This is a genomic window from Curtobacterium sp. MCSS17_005, assembly GCF_003234225.2.
GTDB classification, from domain to species: Bacteria; Actinomycetota; Actinomycetes; order Actinomycetales; family Microbacteriaceae; genus Curtobacterium; species Curtobacterium flaccumfaciens.
The window spans coordinates 2,684,365-2,704,287 of the sequence record NZ_CP126258.1 but is presented as its reverse complement, the minus strand read 5'-3'; the positions used below and the strand labels follow the sequence as shown (position 1 = coordinate 2,704,287).

Annotated in this window: 17 protein-coding genes and 1 tRNA gene; 10 read left to right on the top strand and 8 right to left on the bottom strand. The window is 72.0% G+C overall.

The window, feature by feature from the left end; all coding sequences use genetic code 11:
• Positions 1-79: 79 nt before the first annotated feature.
• From DEJ20_RS12825 to DEJ20_RS12815, 3 genes are read right to left on the bottom strand one after another with little or no spacing between them, the layout of a single operon-like run.
• Positions 80-790, bottom strand: a complete 711-nt coding sequence (locus DEJ20_RS12825; RefSeq protein ID WP_181431569.1) for a glycosyltransferase family 2 protein — start codon at positions 788-790, stop codon at positions 80-82.
• Entirely contained in the window at positions 787-2,142 is a 1,356-nt protein-coding gene (locus tag DEJ20_RS12820; RefSeq protein ID WP_258377177.1) for a bifunctional PIG-L family deacetylase/class I SAM-dependent methyltransferase, read from the bottom strand. The genes DEJ20_RS12825 and DEJ20_RS12820 overlap by 4 nt, the downstream gene beginning before the upstream one ends.
• Positions 2,139-3,173 carry an acyl-CoA dehydrogenase family protein gene (locus tag DEJ20_RS12815; RefSeq protein WP_111235595.1) on the bottom strand — a complete coding sequence of 345 codons (1,035 nt, stop codon included), beginning with the start codon at positions 3,171-3,173 and terminating at the stop codon, positions 2,139-2,141. The genes DEJ20_RS12820 and DEJ20_RS12815 overlap by 4 nt, the downstream gene beginning before the upstream one ends.
• A 103-nt stretch (positions 3,174-3,276) precedes the next feature.
• Between DEJ20_RS12815 and DEJ20_RS12810 the strand changes: the two genes are divergently transcribed.
• From DEJ20_RS12810 to rplL, 4 genes are all read left to right on the top strand, one after another.
• On the top strand, positions 3,277-4,017 hold the full coding sequence (locus DEJ20_RS12810; RefSeq protein WP_017888661.1) for a response regulator transcription factor: 741 nt from the start codon (positions 3,277-3,279) through the stop codon (positions 4,015-4,017).
• A complete protein-coding gene (locus DEJ20_RS12805) occupies positions 4,014-5,525 on the top strand; it encodes a sensor histidine kinase (RefSeq protein ID WP_220034998.1) in 1,512 nt (503 codons plus the stop codon). Before DEJ20_RS12810 ends, DEJ20_RS12805 begins: the two co-directional genes overlap by 4 nt.
• Before the next feature lie 279 nt (positions 5,526-5,804).
• A complete protein-coding gene (gene rplJ, locus DEJ20_RS12800) occupies positions 5,805-6,320 on the top strand; it encodes a 50S ribosomal protein L10 (RefSeq protein ID WP_017888663.1) in 516 nt (171 codons plus the stop codon).
• Positions 6,321-6,371: 51 nt separating this feature from the next.
• Positions 6,372-6,755: a 50S ribosomal protein L7/L12 gene (gene rplL / locus DEJ20_RS12795; protein ID WP_027466380.1), complete on the top strand. Its 384-nt coding sequence runs from the start codon at positions 6,372-6,374 to the stop codon at positions 6,753-6,755.
• A 158-nt stretch (positions 6,756-6,913) separates the two neighbouring features.
• Here rplL and DEJ20_RS12790 read toward each other — a convergent pair whose 3' ends face one another.
• Both DEJ20_RS12790 and DEJ20_RS12785 read right to left on the bottom strand, forming a co-directional pair.
• On the bottom strand, positions 6,914-7,840 hold the full coding sequence (locus DEJ20_RS12790) for a hypothetical protein (RefSeq protein WP_111235593.1): 927 nt from the start codon (positions 7,838-7,840) through the stop codon (positions 6,914-6,916).
• 197 nt (positions 7,841-8,037) lie between these two features.
• Positions 8,038-9,462: an amino acid permease gene (locus DEJ20_RS12785; RefSeq protein WP_111235592.1), complete on the bottom strand. Its 1,425-nt coding sequence runs from the start codon at positions 9,460-9,462 to the stop codon at positions 8,038-8,040.
• A 126-nt stretch (positions 9,463-9,588) separates the two neighbouring features.
• On the opposite strand from DEJ20_RS12785, the gene DEJ20_RS12780 reads away from it, so the two are divergent.
• The 5 genes from DEJ20_RS12780 to DEJ20_RS12760 all read left to right on the top strand — a co-directional run bounded on the left by DEJ20_RS12780 (position 9,589) and on the right by DEJ20_RS12760 (position 16,292).
• Positions 9,589-11,463, top strand: a complete 1,875-nt coding sequence (locus DEJ20_RS12780) for an ABC transporter ATP-binding protein (protein ID WP_111235626.1) — start codon at positions 9,589-9,591, stop codon at positions 11,461-11,463.
• 173 nt (positions 11,464-11,636) lie between these two features.
• Positions 11,637-13,001 (top strand): cystathionine beta-synthase, encoded by a 1,365-nt coding sequence (locus DEJ20_RS12775; RefSeq protein WP_027466384.1) that lies wholly within the window; start codon positions 11,637-11,639, stop codon positions 12,999-13,001.
• A 13-nt stretch (positions 13,002-13,014) separates the two neighbouring features.
• Positions 13,015-14,160, top strand: coding sequence for a cystathionine gamma-synthase (locus DEJ20_RS12770; RefSeq protein ID WP_056070707.1), 1,146 nt, complete (start codon positions 13,015-13,017; stop codon positions 14,158-14,160).
• A gap of 97 nt (positions 14,161-14,257) precedes the next feature.
• A complete protein-coding gene (locus tag DEJ20_RS12765; RefSeq protein WP_111235591.1) occupies positions 14,258-15,688 on the top strand; it encodes an MFS transporter in 1,431 nt (476 codons plus the stop codon).
• 1 nt (position 15,689) lies between these two features.
• Entirely contained in the window at positions 15,690-16,292 is a 603-nt protein-coding gene (locus tag DEJ20_RS12760) for a substrate-binding domain-containing protein (protein WP_111235590.1), read from the top strand.
• 11 nt (positions 16,293-16,303) lie between these two features.
• Here DEJ20_RS12760 and DEJ20_RS12755 read toward each other — a convergent pair whose 3' ends face one another.
• Positions 16,304-16,885 (bottom strand): TetR/AcrR family transcriptional regulator, encoded by a 582-nt coding sequence (locus DEJ20_RS12755; protein ID WP_138803833.1) that lies wholly within the window; start codon positions 16,883-16,885, stop codon positions 16,304-16,306.
• A 228-nt stretch (positions 16,886-17,113) separates the two neighbouring features.
• On the opposite strand from DEJ20_RS12755, the gene DEJ20_RS12750 reads away from it, so the two are divergent.
• Positions 17,114-18,370, top strand: a complete 1,257-nt coding sequence (locus DEJ20_RS12750; RefSeq protein ID WP_111235589.1) for a multidrug effflux MFS transporter — start codon at positions 17,114-17,116, stop codon at positions 18,368-18,370.
• Positions 18,371-18,749: 379 nt separating this feature from the next.
• Here DEJ20_RS12750 and DEJ20_RS12745 read toward each other — a convergent pair whose 3' ends face one another.
• A complete protein-coding gene (locus tag DEJ20_RS12745; protein WP_111235588.1) occupies positions 18,750-19,391 on the bottom strand; it encodes a YdbT family protein in 642 nt (213 codons plus the stop codon).
• A gap of 334 nt (positions 19,392-19,725) precedes the next feature.
• Positions 19,726-19,810, bottom strand: a tRNA-Ser gene (locus DEJ20_RS12740).
• Positions 19,811-19,923 lie beyond the last annotated feature (113 nt).

Genomic DNA, 19,923 nt, shown 5'->3' with positions numbered 1-19,923 from the left:
GGCGGGGCCGACGGAGGAGAACCTAGGCACGCTGTCGATGACCGACCCATTGCGGACCTATGTGCCGGCTAAGGGCGGTTCAGCCGACGTCGCCGTACCGCTGGCGCAGGTGCTCGGCGTACCCGCCGGGGGTCCGGCCGGCGAAGCGCCCGCTCGTCACCACCGGCAGGTCGACGGTGGCGTCCACCCGGTAGCCGAGCGCCCGTGCCCGGGCCACCAGCCGCGCGTCCTCGTGCTCGGGCACGGGGTCGAACCCGCCGAGGCTGATGTACGCCGCGGCGAGCACGCCGAGGTTCGCGCCGTGCACGTGGCCGAGGGCAGCACCGGGCGGGTGCGCCCGCGTCCAGCGGTCGAGCACCGCGGGCGCCAGGTCGTCCGGGTCGGGGACGACGGCGCCGACGAGCAACTGTGCGCCGGATGCCAGGGCGTCGGACTGCTGGACGAGCCACCGTTCGTGCACGCGCGAATCGGCGTCGGTGTGGGCGAGCCACCGGGTCGCCGGATCGCCGTCGTGCACACGGAGCGCGTGCGTCGCCCCGATGGTCCGTGCCCGACCGACCCCGACACGGTCCGTGGTCAGGACGTCGACCGGGTACCGCTCGACCACCGAAGCGGTGCCGTCCGTGCAGCCGTCGAGCACCACTGTCACGGCGGCGCCGACCCCGGGTCGCTCCGTGCCGAGCCGGTCGACGGCCACCAGGAGCGCGTCGAGGCACGCGGCGATCCGGTCCGCCTCGTCGTGCGCGGGGACGACGACGTCGATGCGTGCACGCGGTTCCGGTCGGGTCACCGGATGATCCCCTCGGCCCGGGCCACCGAGGTGACCCCCGGGCCGGGCAGGACGCTCAGGACGAAGTCCTCCTCCACGTGCCGGAGCAGAGCGGGACGTGGCCACCGTTCGGTCAGCCGCGCGTCCACCGCATCACCGCTCGACACGGCCTCGTCGTCGGGGTGCCGCCAGTGGCAGGCCACGAGCACACCGTCGTCGTCGAGTGACCCGAGCACCCGGTCGATCGTCGCGTCGAGGTCGGCTGGTGACAGGTAGTACCCGACCTCGGACATCACCACCAGGTCCCAGCGCCCGTCCGGCCACTCCGCCGGCAGGGCAGCCTGCACGAACCGCGCGGTCGGGGCTCGGCGGGCTGCACGCTCCAGCGGCGCCGCCGAGATGTCGGTGCCGAGGACGTCGTCCGCGCGGTCGGCGAGGGCAGCGGTCAGGACCCCGGTCGCGCAGCCGAGCTCGAGCGCCGACCGGAAGCGCGGGCGGGGGAGTGCCGCCAGCGTCACGGCCCGCTTGCGCTGCTCGTACCAGGACCCGTCGAAGTCCCACCCCTCGGGCTTCCGGTCGTAGTGGGCGTCGAACGACTCGCGCGACCGCGACGCGGCGGACCCCGGCGCGAAGAACCACTCCGTCGTCCGCAGGTGGTGGGCGGCGTGCCGGTCGTCGACGATCGCCTCGTCCCCCGGCGCGGGCGACAGGGGCCGGGTCTGCGACGGGTAGGCGTCGAGGGCGGCACGCTTCCGGGCGACGAGGTCGTGGGGCAGCGACAGGGCCCGGACGTCGTCCCACGGGGCGACGGAGTGGTCCGGGTCGTCCCAGTGCCAGGCCCAGATCGGGTACGCGAGCAGGTCGACGTCGGCGGCGCTCGCCGCGGCGGCCTCGGCGACCTCGCCGGCGATGCGGTGGTCGCGGTGCCCGTCTCCGCGCCACGGCGCGACGAGCAGCACGGGGCGCGCGGCGCCGGCGAGCACCGTGTCGAGGGTGTCGACGACACTGTCTCGGTGTTCGCGGGTCGCGCCGTCCGGGATCCCCACCGAGGTCGACGTCACGTCGGCGTGCAGGGTGCGCAGGGCCGCCACGAACTCGTCGTCACGGGTGGCGGCGAGCGCTTCCGGGGCCGTCGTGGGGGAGTCCGGGTGGGAGCGCTCGCCGCGGGTGAGGAGCAGCACGTGCACCGTGACGCCGGCCGCTGCTGCGGCCGCGATGAGCCCACCGGCACCGAGGGTCTCGTCGTCGGGGTGCGGCGCGACGACCACCACTGACCCGGTACCGGCCAGGTCGATCGCCGGTGCGTCCAGGCCGGCGAGGAACCCCGTCCACGCCGCCGGGTCGGTGCCCGGCTCGCGGTGGTCGAAGCTCACCACGCGACGCCGCCCCGCTCGAGCACCATCCGGCCGATGCGAGCCAGGTCGCGGGCGCCGTGGTCCTGCAGGACGTAGAGCTCGAGGTCGGCGACCCGCGCGGCGACGGCAGGGTCGGCGGTCAGCGGAGCCGGGCCGATCGTGGCGACCACCCGCTCGCGCACGGCGTCGACCGATCGGCGCACCCGCGACCGGACGGTCTGGGCGAGCAGCCGCCAGTCGGTGTCGTCGGATGCCCGGTCGGAGTCGTCGATCCGGGCGGCGGCGTCGGCGAGGGCGTCCTCCGCGTCGGCGAGGTCGACCACGGTGGCGCCGAGGGCGGCCTGCAGCAGCTCGGACTCCGGGTGTGCGGTCGCGGTGTCACGGAGCACCCGGGCGAGCCCGACCGCACCACCCCACCAGCAGGCCGCGACGCCGATGCCGCCCCAGGCGAAGCCCGGACGTCGGAGGTACCAGCCGGGCGCGCCGACGGGTCGTGCCCGGACGCCGTCGAAGTCGACCGGTCCGCTCGGCACGTCCGGCATGCCGCGAGCGACCCAGGTCTCGTCGTGCACGGTGACGCCGTGCTGTCGCAGGTCCACGGCGACGAGGACCCGCTCGTCACCCAGGTGCGCGGTGACCAGGGCGTGCGAGAGCGTCGAGGCGAGCGAGCACCACGGCTTCGTGCCGTGCAGCAGGACCGTGCCGTCGTGCTGTGGTGCGGCGTCGAGCCGGAGGCCCGGCCCCTCGGCCGCGAAGACGCCCCAGGTCGAGCCGTCCGGGGCGTCGACCCCGGCCTGCGCGAGGATCCCGAGCGCGTCCAGGTGCGGTTCGACGGTGCGGGCGGTGGCGACGTCCGCCGCGGCGACCGCGGCGAGCGTGCCGAAGAACCCGCCGGCCGTGCCGGCGGACAGGGGTGGGGTGGTGGCGGCGACCGCCCGCGCGACCGCGAGGCGGTCCGTCGGTGGCGAGCCGGGCCTCCCGGTCGTCCGTTCGATCCGCGCGGTGTCCAGGTGCCGGGCCGACGGGGGCCAGGCTGCAGATCGCAACATGCACCCACCGTACGGAGCGGCAGACGTGGACGTGTCCCCGATCCACAGAACGCACTGGGCCGCGCCACAGACGACTCATAGGAACTTCTCGATACTCGAAGACGTGACCATCTCCCAGCCCGCAGCAGCCCCGCGCCTCACGCGTGCCGACGGAACCCCGTTGCGCATCCTGGTCGTCGACGACGAAGCCAGCCTCACTGACCTCTTGTCCATGGCGCTCCGCTACGAGGGCTGGGACGTCAAGAGCGCGAACGGAGGGCAGGACGCCCTGACGACCGCGCGGGAGTTCAAGCCCGACGCGATGGTGCTCGACGTGATGATGCCGGACCTCGACGGGTTGCAGGTGCTGAGCCGGCTGCGGCAGAACAACGACGACACCCCGGTGCTGTTCCTCACCGCGAAGGACTCCGTCGAGGACCGCGTGACCGGGCTCACCGCGGGCGGCGACGACTACGTCACCAAGCCGTTCTCCCTCGAGGAGGTCGTGGCGCGGCTGCGTGGGCTCATCCGCCGCTCGCAGATCTCGATCTCCGAGGCCGGCGACTCCCGCATCGTCGTCGGCGACCTGGTGCTCGACGAGGAGTCGTACGAGGTACACCGCGCCGGACGGCCCATCGAGCTGACCGCCACCGAGTTCGAGCTGCTCCGGTTCCTGATGCGCAACCCCCGTCGCGTGCTCTCGAAGGCGCAGATCCTGGACCGCGTGTGGTCGTACGACTTCGGCGGCAAGTCGTCGGTCGTCGAGATCTACATCTCCTACCTGCGCAAGAAGATCGACGCCGGTGAGACCCCGATGATCCACACGGTGCGCGGCGTCGGGTACGTCATCAAGCCGACCTCGTGACCCTGCGGCGCCGGCTCGTCCTGAGCATCGTCGCCCTCGTCGTCGCCGTCAGCGCGGTGATCGGGGCGGCCAGCATCATCGCGCTCGCCTCGATCCAGACCAGCGCGATCGACAAGCAGATCACGAGCGCCACCCACCGGGCGCAGCGGTACCTGCAGCAGAACCAGTCCGGGCAGCCGAGCATCGACCTGTCCCGACCGTCCGGGCAGGCCGCCGGCACGCTGACCGCGTACTTCGTCGACGGGCAGGTCGTCATCGCGAACGTGCTCGACGACTACGGCCGGCCGAGCGGTATCCCGCAGACGAGCGCCGAGGCACTGGGGTCCGTCCGCGTGGACGCCGACCCGGAGACGATCGACCTCGGCTCGGACGTCGGGCGGTACCGCCTCGCTGCCGTCAACGTCGGTCCGGCCGTCCTGGTCGTGGGGCTCCCGATGGCCCCCGTCTACGACAGCGTCTGGAAGCTCTTCGGGGTCGTCCTCGCCGTCGTGGCGACCGCGCTGGTCGCCGGTTCGGTCGTCGCCGCGTTCGTGGTCCGGCAGTCGCTCCGGCCGCTCGAGCGCGTCGCCGAGACCGCGTCCACCGTCGCGCGGATGCCGCTCGACCGCAGCGATGCCCTCGACGGTGTCCGCGTGCCCGACACCGACCCCCGCACCGAGGTCGGCCGGGTCGGCAGCGCGTTCAACCGCATGCTGGGGCACATCGGCAGTGCGATGCAGGCCCGGGAACGCTCGGAGCAGAAGGTGCGGCAGTTCGTCGCCGACGCCTCGCACGAGCTCCGGACCCCGCTCGCCTCGGTGCGCGGGTACGCCGAGCTCACCCGGCGCATGGGCGGCGACCTGCCCAAGGACGTCGTCTACGCCATGAGCCGCATCGAGTCCGAGTCCATCCGGATGACCTCGATGGTGGAGGACCTGCTGCTCCTCGCCCGGCTCGACGAAGGCCGCGAGATCCAGTTCGCCGAGGTCGACCTGACCGGCCTGGTGCTCGACGCCGTGAACGACGCACACGCCGCCTCACCGGAGCACCCCATCGAGGTCGACGTCCCGCCGGAGCCGGTGACCATCACGGGCGACGCCGCACGCCTGCACCAGGTCATCGTGAACCTCGTCACCAACGCCCGGACCCACACGCCCGAGGGCACCCGCATCACGGTCGGGCTCGCCCCGGTCGACGGCGGCGTGGACCTGACCGTGCGCGACACCGGCCAGGGGATCGACCCGGAGTTCCTGCCGAAGCTGTTCGAGCGCTTCGCCCGGGCCGACAGTTCGCGGTCCCGCACGGTCGGGTCGACCGGCCTCGGGCTCGCCATCGTGGACGCGGTCGTGCAGGCGCACGGCGGGCGGGTCGAGGTGACGAGCGAGCCGGGGGACACCGTGTTCACGGTGCACCTTCCGCGCGATCCTTCGGCGGCGGCCGCCGCGGCAGGGGCCGTCGCGTCGACGGCTGACCCGGCCGGGTCAGCGGATTGGTCCGCGACGCCCGCGGCGGTGGACCGTGCCCACTGACGGTCGGGAGGCGCGGTGCGGGCCCGCCCCGCGCCTCCCGACCGCTGTTTGGTCTCGTCCACGGCATCTGCTACTCTTCTCGAAGCCAAAGACCGCCGGATGTCGTGCTGCTCGCAACGTGTTTGTGAACATCGTGACCGAAGGTCCTCACTCGTGAGGCATCCCGCGCAGGTGTTCCGAACCACTCCCACCATCTGGTGAGAGCAGCTCCGAGCCTCTGCGCCGGAGCTTTTTTCGTTCGTGGACCTGGGGCTGCCGGCAAGACCCCCAAGGAGAACCATGGCGAACAAGGAAGCTGCGGTCGCCGAGCTCACGGAGTCCTTCCGTAGCTCGAACGCCGTTCTGCTCACCGAGTACCGCGGTCTCACGGTCGCGCAGCTCAAGGAGCTCCGCAACTCGATCCGTGAGCACGCCACGTACGCCGTGGTGAAGAACACGCTGACCAAGATCGCGGCGAACAACGCCGGCATCTCGTCGTTCGACGACGAGCTCGCCGGTCCGTCCGCTCTCGCCTTCGTCCACGGTGACACCGTCGCCGTCGCGAAGTCGCTGCGTGCATTCGCCAAGGCGAACCCCGAGCTCGTGGTGAAGGGCGGTTACTTCGACGGTAACCCGCTCACCGCGACCGAGGTGGACAAGCTCGCCGACCTCGAGTCCCGTGAAGTGCTGCTCGGCAAGCTCGCCGGCGCACTCAAGGCCTCGCTGTTCGGTGCTGCGTACCTGTTCCAGGCACCCCTCTCGCAGGCCGTCCGCACCGTGGACGCCCTTCGCGAGAAGCAGGAGTCCGCGGCCTGATCAGGCTCGCGTTCATCAACCACACGTACTAGCTAGTAGTAGGAGAAAATTATGGCGAAGCTTTCGCAGGACGAGCTCATCGAGGCCTTCAAGGAGCTCACGCTCATCGAGCTCTCGGACTTCGTGAAGAAGTTCGAAGAGGTCTTCGAGGTCACCGCGGCCGCCCCGGTCGCCGCTGCCGCCCCCGCCGGCGCAGCTGCTCCGGCCGAGGCCGCTGAGGAGAAGACCGAGTTCGACGTCATCCTCAAGTCCGCTGGTGACAAGAAGATCCAGGTCATCAAGGAGGTCCGTGGCCTGACGTCGCTCGGCCTCGGTGAGGCCAAGGCGCTCGTCGAGACCGCCGACGCCAAGATCCTCGAGGGTGCGAACAAGGAGACCGCCGACAAGGCGAAGGCGACCCTCGAGGCCGCTGGCGCCACGATCGAGCTCGCGTAGTCTCGACCGTTCCGGTCACGAAGGCCGCTGCCCCTCGGGGCGGCGGCCTTCGTCGTGTGCGGGGGGGCGCGGGGTGGGGCGGCGATGTTTCGCGCTGACCGACACTTCACGCGCGCTCCGGTCCGTGAAGTGTCGGTCAGCGCGTGAGCTCGGACAGCTCAGATGAAGACGCCATGCGAGCGGAAGAGCGCACGGAGGCGGTCGGGCTCGACGAGGTGCCACCAGGTCACGCGGATGACGGCCCTCACTGCGGGGAGCGCGCGGAGGCGATCCTCACGACGTTTCTCGGCCCAGAGGACGTCCGCGGGATCGCGCCCCTGCAGCATCGACGGGTCGACGTACTTCTGCCGGCCGTCGAACTCGACGACGAGGCCGAGCGACGGGAACCAGAAGTCGACGCGGTCGACCGTGCCGTCCTGGTGTCGGAACTCGACCTGCGGCTCGCACGACGGGAGCCCGACCTGCACGAACCGGATCGCGGCGAACGATTCGCCGACGGACTCGTGCCGGGCATCGAGCGCCGAGAGAACCGTCTCGGCGTGCACCGAGCCGCGTGCGGGGCGGACGGGGATCACGCCGCGGAGGTCGTCCAGGGTGAGCGCCCCATGACGGATGCCGGCATCGACAGCCACGGCGGCGACGTGGGGCGACCCCGTCGTGATGAGCGCCGTCGCGGTGTCCAGGGGAGCCGTGACCGGTACGCCGTCGAACGCCGTGGCAGCGGTCCGCGGCGTCGGACCGCTCGGATGTCGGATGAGACCGGCTCGGTGCTGGATGACCGGGACAGCCGGGTCGACCACGTGGACACGATCCGGTGCGTCTCCGACGAATGGCCAGCCGTGGATCAGCGCGGCGGTGACGTGGGAGAACACCGAGCCACGCCGCAACTGCGGCGCGATCGCCCGTGCTCGGGCGAGGTGCTGGCCGACGGAGCTCAGCGCGTCCCACTCCTCGGTCGCGATGTACACGCCCGCGAGCAGGCGGACCACCGAACCCGAGGCGTGCCGGCGTTGCAGGAGCCTCGCGTTGGTCGGGTCCTGTGCGGTGGCACGGAGCAGGCGCGGGCGGTGGGTGCTCTCGTTCATGCCGTGATGTTCGTCGTCGTCCGCCGCCGACGGTGTCGCGACGGGACATCTGTGGAGGACGTGGTCTCGACGCGGCAGCTGTGGATGAGGAACCGCGTCGCGAGTACACGCGCTCAGCGACACCTCACGGGGGACGGCGCGCGTGAGGTGTCGGTGAGTGCGTGAGGTCGTCGCGGGCGGGGCGCGCGGCGGGCGCGTCAGCGCAGGGTGCTGTGGCGGCGGCCGTAGGCCAGGTAGAGCAGGGCGCCGGCGACCATCCAGATGCCGAAGGCGATCCACGTGGTGGCGCCGAGGAACACCGCGAGCAGCACGCAGCTCAGGGTGCCGAGGACCGGCACGACGGGGAAGAGCGGGACCCGGTACGAGCGCTCCAGGTCGGGCTGCGAGCGGCGGAGCACGATGACGGACACGTTCACCAGGGCGAAGGCGACGAGGGTGCCGATGCTCGTGGCGTCGGCGAGCTCACCGAGGGGCACGAGCGCGGCGACGATCGTCACGGCGATCCCGATGATGAGCGTGTTCGCGATCGGGGTGCCGGTGCGACGGGAGACCCGCCCGAAGACCTTCGGCACCAGGCCGTCGCGGGACATCGTGAGCAGGATGCGGGTCTGGCCGTACAGGACGGTGAGGACGACGCTGGCGATGGCGACGACGGCGCCGATCGAGAACACGAGGGCGACGAGCGGCTGCCCCGTGACGTCGACGACGATGCGGACGAGCGACGCTTGGGACGACGAGAACGCCGTCCACGAGCGGGCCCCGATGGCAGCGATCGCGACGAGGATGTACAGCGCGGTGATGAGCGCGATGGAGCCGATGATCGCCCGGGGCAGGTCGCGGCGGGGGTTCTTCGCCTCTTCACCGGCGGTCGAAGCGGCGTCGAAGCCGATGTACGAGAAGAACAACCGCGACGCGGCGGCGGTGACCCCGGCGGCGCCCATCGGGGCGAGCGGTTCGAAGTTCTGCGCCCGGAACGCCGTGAACGCCACGACGACGAAGAAGACCAGCAGGGCGATCTTCACGATCACCATGACCGTGTTCACCCAGGCGCTCTCGCGGGCACCGGGCAACAGCACGACGGTGGCGAGTAGGACCAGGACCGCCGCGGGCAGGTTGACCACGCCGCCGTCGACCGGGGGAGCGGAGAGCGCGGTGGGCAGGTGCAGCCCGAACACACGGAGGGTCTCGTCGACGTACTCGCTCGCACCCACGGCGACCGCGGCCACCGAGACGGCGTACTCGAGCACGAGGCACCAGCCGCAGATCCACGCGATGCCCTCGCCCATCGTGGCGTAGGTGTACGAGTAGCTGGACCCCGAGGTCGGGACGGCGCCGGCCATCTCGGCGTACGACAGCGCGGACAGCAGTGCGGCGATCCCCGCGACGACGAACGAGATCCAGACGGCGGGACCGGCGAGCGGGACCGCGGTGCCGAGGACGACCAGGATGCCGGTACCGAGCGTGGCCCCGACGCTGATCATCGTCAGCTGCCAGACCCCGAGCGACCGTCGGAGCGGTTCACCGTTCACACCGCGGGAGGCTTCGGCCTGCAGCTGCTCGATCGGCTTGCGGCGGGCGAGCTGCGCCCCCAGGGACGTGGGACGTGACGGCGCGGACGACATGGGACCTCGGTGGTGCGGGGACGGGGACGGCACATGCTCGCACGCCCCCTGAACGGGGTCAAATACTGCGGTGCTGTGGACAGGGCGGTCGATGTCCGAGCGCGGGGCTACGGTGGCTCCATGAGCATGGGACACGGCGGGCGAGGTGGCGGTCCGCGCGGGGGTGGGCGCATCTCGAGCGGCGACTTCCGCGCGCAGAAGGCCGCCAACGCCGAGGCGCCGAAGATCCCGCACCTGGTCCGGCGCATCGCCGCGCTGTTCGAGCCGCACCGCCGGGCGATCATGCTCACGGTGGTCCTGGTGCTGGTCGGCGCGGCCATCTCGGTCGTGCCGCCGCTGCTCACCCAGCAGGCCTTCGACCGGGGGCTGTTCCCGCCGTCGGGTCGCCCGGACGTCCCGGTGCTGATCGAGCTCGTGTCCGCGATGGTCCTGCTGTGGATCGCGAGCGCCGGGGTCGGCGTCTGGCAGACGTACCTGACCGCGACGGTCGGCAACAAGGTCATGGGTGCCATGCGGATGCGCCTGTTCGCGCACCTGCAGCGGATGGAGCTCGCGTTCTTCACCCGCACCAAGACCGGCGTCATCCAGTCACGCCTGCAGAACGACGTCGGCGGCGTGGCGAGCGTCCTCAACAACACGATCTCGTCGGTGCTCGGCAACACCGTGACCGTGATCGCCGCCGTGGTCGCGATGCTCCTGCTGAGCTGGCAGATGACGCTGGTCGCCGTCGTCCTGCTGCCGCTGCTCGTGATCGCGCAGCGCCGCGTCGGCCAGGTCCGGGCCCGCATCGCCGCGCAGACGCAGGAGTCGCTGTCCGACATGACGGCCATCACGCAAGAGGCGCTGAGCGTCTCCGGCATCCTGCTCGCGAAGAGCTTCAACCAGCAGGCCAGCGAGACCCGCCGCTACGGGGACGAGAACCGCAACCAGATCACCCTGCAGGTGCGCCAGCAGATGTCCGGGCAGTGGTTCTTCGCGATCGTGCAGATCTTCCTGTCGATCATCCCGGCGATCATCTACGTCGTCGCCGCGTACCTGATCATCGGCGACGTCCCGATCACGGCCGGGACGATCGTCGCGTTCACGACGGTGCAGTCCCGGCTGCTGTTCCCGACGGTCGGGCTGCTGCGCGTGGTCCTCGACCTGCAGACCTCCGGTGCGCTCTTCGCCCGCATCTTCGAGTACTTCGACCTCAAGCCGGCCATCACGGACTCGCCGACCGCCCGGCCCGTGGACGAGTCGAAGGTCGGTCACGTCGCCTTCGAGGACGTCGTCTTCACCTACCCCGACGGCGAAGTCGACAAGCCGACCCTGCGCGGGGTGTCGTTCGAGCTCCGCCCCGGGCAGTTCGCCGCCTTCGTCGGCCCCTCCGGCGCGGGCAAGACGACGGTGTCCTACCTGGTGCCCCGGCTGTACGAGGCGACCGAGGGGTCGGTGCGGTTCGCCGGGCAGGACGTCCGCGACCTGGTGCACGAGGACCTGATGCGGCACGTCGGCATCGTCAGCCAGGAGACGTACCTGTTCCACGCCACGATCGGCGAGAACCTGCGGTACGCCAAGCCCGACGCCACCGACGACGAACTCGAGCGTGCGGCCCGTGCGGCGAACATCCACGACACGATCGCGTCGTTCCCGGACGGCTACGACACCGTCGTGGGGGAGCGCGGCTACCGTCTGTCCGGTGGCGAGAAGCAGCGCATCGCCATCGCCCGGGTCATGCTGAAGGACCCGCCGGTGCTCGTCCTCGACGAGGCCACCAGCGCACTCGACTCCATCTCCGAACACGTCGTGCAGACGGCGCTCGACACGGCGGCGGCCGGCCGGACCACCATCTCCATCGCGCACCGGCTGTCGACGATCCGCGACGCCGACGTCATCTTCGTCCTCGACCACGGCCAGATCGTCGAGCAGGGCACGCACGACGAACTCCTCGCCCTCGACGGCACGTACGCCCAGCTCCACCGGCAGCAGAACACGTCGGCGGACGTCGTCCGCCCCTGACGGTCGTGGCCGCGACCGGGCGCCGGACGGGAGGCCCGTGGCGGCGCCCGCACGGGCCTCCCGTCCGGCGCGCAGCGCGACCAGGGCACGCCGTCCGTCGCGGGGTCCCGGTGCGCTGTCCGCGCACGACACATCCCAGCGGGACCCGGGGACCGCGTCCTAGACTCGACGCCGTGCGATACGCGAACTCCGTCGTCGACCTCGTCGGCGACACCCCGCTCGTCAAGCTTAACCGGGTGACCGAGGGGGTGCGGGCGACCATCCTGGTGAAGGTCGAGTACCTGAACCCCGGTGGGTCGTCCAAGGACCGCATCGCGACCCGGATCATCGACGCGGCCGAGGCCTCCGGTGACCTGCGCCCCGGCGGCACCATCGTCGAACCGACCTCCGGCAACACCGGCGTCGGTCTGGCCCTGGTCGCACAGCAGCGCGGCTACCGGTGCGTCTTCGTGCTGCCCGACAAGGTCGGCGAGGACAAGCGCAACGTGCTGACGGCGTACGGCGCCGAGATCGTGGTGACGCCGACCGCGGTCGCGCCGGAGCACCCCGAGTCCTACTACTCGGTGTCGGACCGGCTCGTGCAGGAGATCCCCGGCGCCTACAAGCCGAACCAGTACGCGAACCCGAACGGTCCCCGCAGCCACTACGAGACCACCGGTCCGGAGATCTGGCGCGACACCGAGGGGCAGATCACCCACTTCGTCGCGGGCGTCGGCACCGGCGGCACGATCTCGGGCACCGGACGGTACCTGAAGGAGGCGTCCGACGGCGGTGTCCGCATCGTCGGGGCCGACCCCGAGGGTTCCGTGTACTCCGGCGGCACCGGTCGCCCGTACCTGGTCGAGGGCGTCGGCGAGGACTTCTGGCCGAGCGCGTACGACGCCGGCGTGCCGGACGAGATCATCGCCGTGTCGGACGCCGACTCCTTCGCGATGACCCGGCGCCTCGCGCGTGAAGAAGGACTGCTCGTCGGCGGCTCGAGCGGCATGGCCGTCGTCGCGGCGCTCCGCGCGGCCCGTGACCTGACCGAGGACGACGTCGTCGTCGTGCTGCTGCCGGACGGCGGCCGCGGGTACCTCGGCAAGATCTTCAACGACCGGTGGATGCGCTCCTACGGCTTCGCCGAGACCGACGACGAGCGCACCGTCGGCTCGCTCATCGCCGGCAAGGACGGCCGCCTCCCCGACCTGGTGCACGCGCACCCGGCAGACACCGTGCGCGACGTCGTCGACATCATGACGAAGTACGGCGTCTCGCAGATGCCCGTGCTCAGCGCGGAGCCGCCCGTCGTCATCGGCGAGGTCGTCGGCGCCGTCGAGGAGAAGGCGCTGCTCGAGCAGGTCTTCACCGGCACCGCGAAGATGTCGGACGCGCTCACCGGCTTCGTCGGCGACCCGCTGCCGCTCATCGGCGTCGGCGAGTCGGTCTCCGCGGCGCGTCGTGCGCTCGAGTCGGCCGACGCGCTCCTCGTCGTCGAGGACGGCAAGCCCGTCACCGTGCTGACCCGGCACGACCTCCTCACCTACCTCTCCGAGTAAGGAACCACCGAGCATGACCGAGTTCAGCACCCGGGCCGTCCACGCCGGCCAGGAGCCCGACGAGACCACCGGCGCCGTCATCCCGCCGATCCACCTGACGTCGACGTACGTGCAGGACGGCGTCGGCGGCATGCGCAACGGCTACGAGTACTCGCGCGCCGGCAACCCGACGCGCGACTCGCTCCAGGTGCTCCTCGCCGACCTCGACGGTGGCGTCGCGGCGTCGTCGTTCGCGTCCGGGCTCGCCGCCGAGGACGCCCTGCTCCGCGCCGCGCTGGTCCCCGGTGGTCGCGTCGTGATGGGCAACGACGTGTACGGCGGCACCCACCGCCTGGTGAGTCGGCTGCACGTGCCGTGGGGCGTCGAGCTCGTCGTCGTCGACATGAGCGACCTCGACCAGGTCCGCGCCGCGCTGCAGGGCGCACCGGCCACCACCGTGCTGTGGGTCGAGACGCCGACGAACCCGCTCATGAAGATCGCCGACATCGCCGCGCTCGCGACCCTCGGGCACGAGTCGGGCGCCCTGGTGGTCGTCGACAACACGTTCGCCTCGCCGTACCTGCAGCAGCCGCTGTCGCTCGGCGCCGACGTCGTCGTGTACTCGACCACGAAGTACCTCGGCGGCCATTCCGACGTCGTCGGGGGAGCCGTCGTGCTGGCGGACGAGGAGCTCGCGGCGAAGGTGCAGTTCCTGCAGTTCGGCGCGGGTGCGATCTCGTCGCCGTTCGACGCCTACCTGACCACCCGTGGCATCAAGACGCTCGCGGTGCGGATGGAGCGGCACTCGCGGAACGCGCAGGCCGTCGCCGAAGCGCTCGTCGTCGCGCCCGGCGTCGAGCGCGTCTACTACCCGGGCCTCCCCGACCACCCGGGCCACGACGTCGCCGCACGCCAGATGCGGGGCTTCGGCGGCATGCTCTCGGTCGCGTTGTCCGGCGGCGCCGAGGCGGCGAAGCGGTTCGCGGAGTCGACGGAGCTGTTCGCCCTGGCCGAGTCGCTCGGCGGTGTGGAGTCGCTCATCGGGTACCCGAGTGAGATGACCCACGCGTCGGTGAAGGGCACCGAGCTGGCCGTGCCGGAGAACGTCGTCCGGCTGTCGGTGGGCATCGAGGACGCCGGCGACCTGGTGGCGGACCTGGAGCAGGCGCTGGCGCGCTGACGCGGGGCGCGCGGCGCGGGACGCGGGACGCGGGACGTGGGACGCGGGACGCGGGACGTGCCACCGTGTCGTCGGCGCCCGCCCCTACGATGATCGGGTGAGCACAACGGCGTCGCGGATCAGCCTGCTGAGCGGGCCGTACGCCCTCGCGACGATCGGCATGGTCGCGATCGTCGGCGTCGCGGCGTTCCAGAACCTGGCGATGACGACGATCATGCCGGTGATCAGCCGTGACCTCGACGGCGAGACCCTGTACGCGCTCGCCTTCGCCGCCCCGCTCGCCGCCGGGGTGCCCGGCATGGTGCTCGCCGGCAACTGGACCGATCGCGCCGGTGGTCGGATCGTGGCGTGGGTCTCGGCGGCGTTCTTCGCGGTGGGGACCGCCGTGGTCATGCTCGCGCCGACCATGGAGGTGTTCCTGGCCGGGCGGCTCATCGAGGGGTTCGGCGCCGGGGCCATCGACGTGGTGCTGTACGTGCTCGTCGCCCGGATCTTCCCCGCCGAGCTGCACGGACCGGTGTTCGCCGGGTTCGCCGCGGCCTGGGTCGTCCCGGCGCTGATCGGTCCCGCCCTGGCCGGCATCGTCACCGACACGTGGAACTGGCACTGGGTCTTCGCCGGGGCACTGGTGATCGCGCTGGCCGCGTTCGTCCTGCTCGTGCCGACCCTCGGCCGGTTGCACGCCCCGGCCGCGACGCTCCGCCCGCCGTGGCAGCGGGTCCGGATCGGCTGGTCGGTGGCCGCGGCCGTGTCGATCCTGCTGCTCAACGTCGCGCCCGACCTGGCGCCGGGGGGCATGGTCGCGGCGGTCGTCGTCGGACTGGTCGGCACCTGGTTCGCCCTGCGGCCGCTGCTGCCGGCCGGCACGTTCCGGGCCGCGGCCGGGCTGCCGTCGGTCGTGCTGCTGCGCGGGCTGGTCGCGGCGTCGTTCTTCGGGAGCGAGGCGTACGTGCCGTTCCTGCTGCAGGCCGAACACGGGTTGTCGCCGTCCGCTGCGGGGCTCGCCCTCACGGTGGCGGCACTCAGCTGGGCCGCGTCGAGCTGGGCGCACGGCCGTCTGGGGGAGCGGCGGCTCACCGCCCGGCGCACCTTCGGGGTGGGACTCACGCTGGTGCTCGTCAGCCTGGTGACCGCGCTCGCGGTCGCGACGTTCGACCTGTCGTGGTGGGTGCTGGTCGCCGGCTGGTTCGTCGGCGGCGCGGGCATGGGCTCGATCTACCCGCGCGCCTCGATGCTGACCCTGCGGTTCTCCGGCGAGGGCGACGACGGCTTCGCGAGCTCGGCCCTGACGATCGCTGATGCCGCGGGCAGCGTGATCGGCCTGGCGGTGACCGGCCTGCTCTTCACCGCGACCGGTGGCGCCGACGGCACCGTGTCGTTCCCCCTGGTGTTCGCGGCGATGATCGGGTTCGCCGCACTGGCGATCGCGGCCGTCCGACGGCTCGGACCCGTGCCGGCACCGGCGACGACGACCCCGGCAGGCCCGGGCGGGACCGTGTCGTCGTCGCACGGCCCGACCGCCGGGTAGCGTGGCAGACCGGACCGAAGAGGAGACCACCGTGCTGCGCATCGTCGCCGTGACCGTCGCCCTGGCGGCGGCCCTGACCCTGGCCGGGTGCCAGGGCACGACGTCGGCTGCCCCCACACCCGTGCAGAGCACCGACCTGACGAGCTCCGACGGCGGTTTCGACCAGCACGCCGTGATCGGTGTCGTCCTGGTGCACGACGACGCGGCCCTCGCCGACCGGCTCCGCACCGACCTGACCGACGCCGGGTTCCGGCCGGACGTCCGGGTCGCTCCGGCATCGGGTGCAGCGGCGTCCCAGCGGACCGCCGTCGCCCAGCTCGTGCGGAAGGGCGCCAAGGCCCTGCTCGTGCACGCCGCCCGACCGTCCGCACTGACCGGCGTGATCCAGACCGCCCACGACGCCGGGGTCGTCGTGGTGTCCCTCGGCGATCCGCTGCCCGCGACCGGCACCGGTGGCGACGGGGTGTCCGCCGACTACCGCGTGCCGTCGGAGGGCGACGATGCCGACACCGCGGCGACGGCGGTCGACGTCGTGCAGTCCCTGCAGCGCGGCGAGAAGCCGGAGACCGACCCGACGGACGGCGACACGACGGACGCCGAGTAGGAACGGTCCGCTCAGCTCCACCACGCCGGGAACGACAGCGTGATCGTCTCGACCAGCGCCTTCCGCGACCGCCGGGGCCCGGCGAGCCAGGCCTCGATCGCCCCGACGAAGCCCTGCGCCACGAACCCCGCGGCGACGTCGTCGAGCAGGTCGGGCCGGTGTGCGGGGTCGAGCTCGCGGATGTGCAGGGCGCTCGACACCGTGAAGTGCTCGACGAGCAGCCGGTGCAGCGAGGCGTCGTTCGGGTCAGGCAGCGCCTTGCCGTAGATGTCACGGTGCGTCGTCACGTGCTCGACGACGGCGTTGATGCCGCGTCGGGTGATGGCCGCGAGCTCGTCCGCTCCGGCGCCCCGGTCGGCGGCGGCTCGGCGCTCGTCGGCGTCGTCCTGCCGGATGCGGTCGAGTTCCGGCGTCAGGACGTCGGCGAGCAGCGACCCGGGGGAGACGGCGTGCGAGTAGAACGTGGCCCGGTTGATGCCGGCGGCACGCGTGACGTCGGCGACGGTGATCTCCGAGACCGGTCGGTCCGCGGCGAGTCGCAGGATCGCCTCGCGCAGCGCTGCAGTGGTGTGCAGGATCCGGGCATCCACCATGACGCCCACCCCCTTCTGATCCGCTTCACCCGGAAGGCCCCCGAGCAACCCGACGCTACCGCATCGTCCGCGCGCGGCCGAGGGGCAGCACGAGCCGCTTCACGCGGGCGGCCCGCACCGGCGGCGCCGAGCACGCACCGGCGACCGTAGGATGGTTCCGCGGACGAATCGATTCGATCGACCCGCGATCACCCCCCCGCCCCCTCATCGTCGAAGGACTCCTGTCTCGTGACCGCGCCCGCCACCACCGGTTCGCTCCGGGTCGTCCTGCACCCGGGAGACTCGCTCTCCCGCGGGCAGCGACTCGTCTACGTCTTCGTCCTGGGCGCCCTCACGGCGCTCGGTCCGTTCACGATCGACCTGTACCTGCCGGCGTTCCCGGCGATCAAGGACCAGTTCAGCGTCACCGACGGTGCGGTCCAGCTGACGCTCACAGCGACGACGCTCGGCTTCGCCATCGGGCAGCTCCTGGTCGGCCCGTGGAGCGACAAGGTGGGTCGCCGACTGCCGCTGATCATCGCGACGACGGTGCACATCGCCGCGTCGATCGGTGCCGCGACCGCGCCGGACATCGAGCTGCTCGCGGTGTTCCGCGTGCTGCAGGGCATGGGCGCTGCGGCCGGTGGTGTCGTCGCGATGGCGACGGTGCGTGACCTGTTCGGCGGCAAGCCGCTGGTGCGGATGCTGTCCCGCCTGGCGATGGTGAACGGCCTCGCGCCGATCCTCGCGCCGCTCATCGGTTCGCAGATGCTGCAGTTCACCAGCTGGCGCGGCATCTTCGTCTTCCTCGCCTGCTACGGCCTGGCAGTGGTCATCGCCTCGATCCTGCTCATCGTCGAGACCCTGCCGCCGGCCCGCCGGCACGAGGCCGGGCACTCCACCATCGGCCAGCGCTACAAGGCGCTGTTCTCCGACCGGATCTTCGTCGGCGTCGCGCTCATCGGCGCCATGGTGTTCAGCGGTCTGTTCTCGTACCTCAGCGCATCGCCGTTCCTGTTCCAGCAGGTCTACGGGCTCGACGCGCAGCAGTACGGGCTGCTCTTCGCCGTCAACTCCGTCGGGGTCGTCCTCGGCGTGCAGATCTCGTCGCGGCTCGCCCAGCGGGTGGGTCCGCAGTGGATCCTGGCGTGCTCCACGGCGACCCTGCTGCTGGCATCGATCGCGATCATCGTCCTCTACCAGCTCGGTGCCGGTCTGGTCGGCGTGCTCGTGCCCCTCTGGTTCTTCATCGCCGCGTGCGGGTTCTCGTTCCCGCTCGTCCAGGTCATCGGTCTCGCTGCCCACGGGAAGGAAGCGGGGACCGCCGCCTCGGTGCTCGGTGCCCTGAACTTCGGCGTCGCCGGGCTCATCTCGCCGGTGGTCGGCTGGCTCGGCATCACGACGGCCACCCCGATGGCGATGGTGATGGCGTCGACCGCCGCCGTCGCGATCCTGATGCTCTGGATCGTGGTCCGCCCGCGGACGGTCCCCGCGCTCACGCACTGACGACACGGACCGTCTCGGGCCTCGCCGCCGCCCTGGCGGTGGAGGCGCAGACGGAGCTCGCCGCCGACGCGGGACCCGCGGTCGTCGGGTCCCCGCCGCCCACCGGCCTGGAGGCGCGGCTCGCGCCCGACGCGGAGCCCGCCCCTGCAGCCGCACCGGCTCCTCCCACCCCTGCCGCGGCGGTCGAGGCGACCGCCGCGGATCCGGTGGCGTCGGCGGCGACCGGCACCGCGCCTCCCGTCCGTGGCGACGCCGGCCCGCTCGGACCGGACGCGGTCTCGGCGATCCGTGACGGCTGCGCCGTCGACGGCGGCGCGATCGAACTCGGTGCCCTGGTCAACGGCGCAGCGGTGCCCGAGGTGCGGGTCCCGCCGGTCGGTCAGCGGGCGTTGAGGCCGGCGAACTCGACGGCGAGCAGCCCACCGACGACGAGCACGACGAGGCCGCCGACGAGCAGGAACGCCGACCGCTGCTCGTACCAGGCGCGGCTCGTCGGGTAGCGCTTCGCGAAGGTGCGGGCGGAGACCGGCCGGGCCTCCTCGACGACCTGCACGCCGAGGGCGTCGACGATCCGGTCGAGCCCGTCGTCACCCCACACGTCGGCACGGAGCCGGAAGAGGTGGGTGCCGGTCCGGTCGAACGCGACGAGTTCCCGCACGGTCCGGTCCACCGACGAGCCGAAGGTCGTGGCGAGCACCAGGCTGTGCACCCGGTCACGGGGGATCCGGCGGTGCGCCGTGAGGACGCCACGGATCGTCAGGCCGTCGTCGTCGATCCCGATGAACGCGGTGTGCAGTCGGACGAACACGATGCCGACGGCAGCGGCCATCGCGACGACGATGCCGGCGAACACGGCCCACGTGCGGAACGGGAACGAGACCCAGACCAGGGCGACGGCGAGCGGCACGGCCGAGAATGCGATGCTCAGCGCGGTGGAACGGACGAGGGACCGGCGCGGACGGAGGACCGTGTCGAAGACGGCGGGCCGCACGGGTACTGCGGGCACGGTGGTGTCCCCCATGGCGCGTCTCCTCGTCCCCTCGGGTGTTCCGGGCACGCTGATCAGCACGCCCTCCGAGCGACGCCCCTGCCGCTCGATGCACCGCGGTCGGCTCGTCCCGGAGCCGTTCGCTCGGCCAGCATAGGCGACCGGCGGGTACCGGGGACAGCCCGTTCCACCCCTGGTCGGCGTTTCCCGGCCAACCGAGGGGGAACAGGGCACGCGCTCGTCCGCAGGGTGGGGGACCGCTGCGCCCGAATCAACACCGCCCGTGACGGACACCGCCTCGTGGAACGACGAAGGACCCGCACCGACCGGTGCGGGTCCTTCGTGGGTGGTTCTGTCCTGCTCGCTGCGGAGAATGGGGGATTCGAACCCCCGAGGGCTTGCACCCAACACGCTTTCCAAGCGTGCGCCATAGGCCACTAGGCGAATTCTCCTGACACCGTCTCGCGACGGCGACACCCAATGGTACAGGTTCTGCGCGGTGCTCACGACCGCGTGTCGTCGGCGCCGGTGCTCCCAGATGTCGTGACATGTCCGGCGACTACCC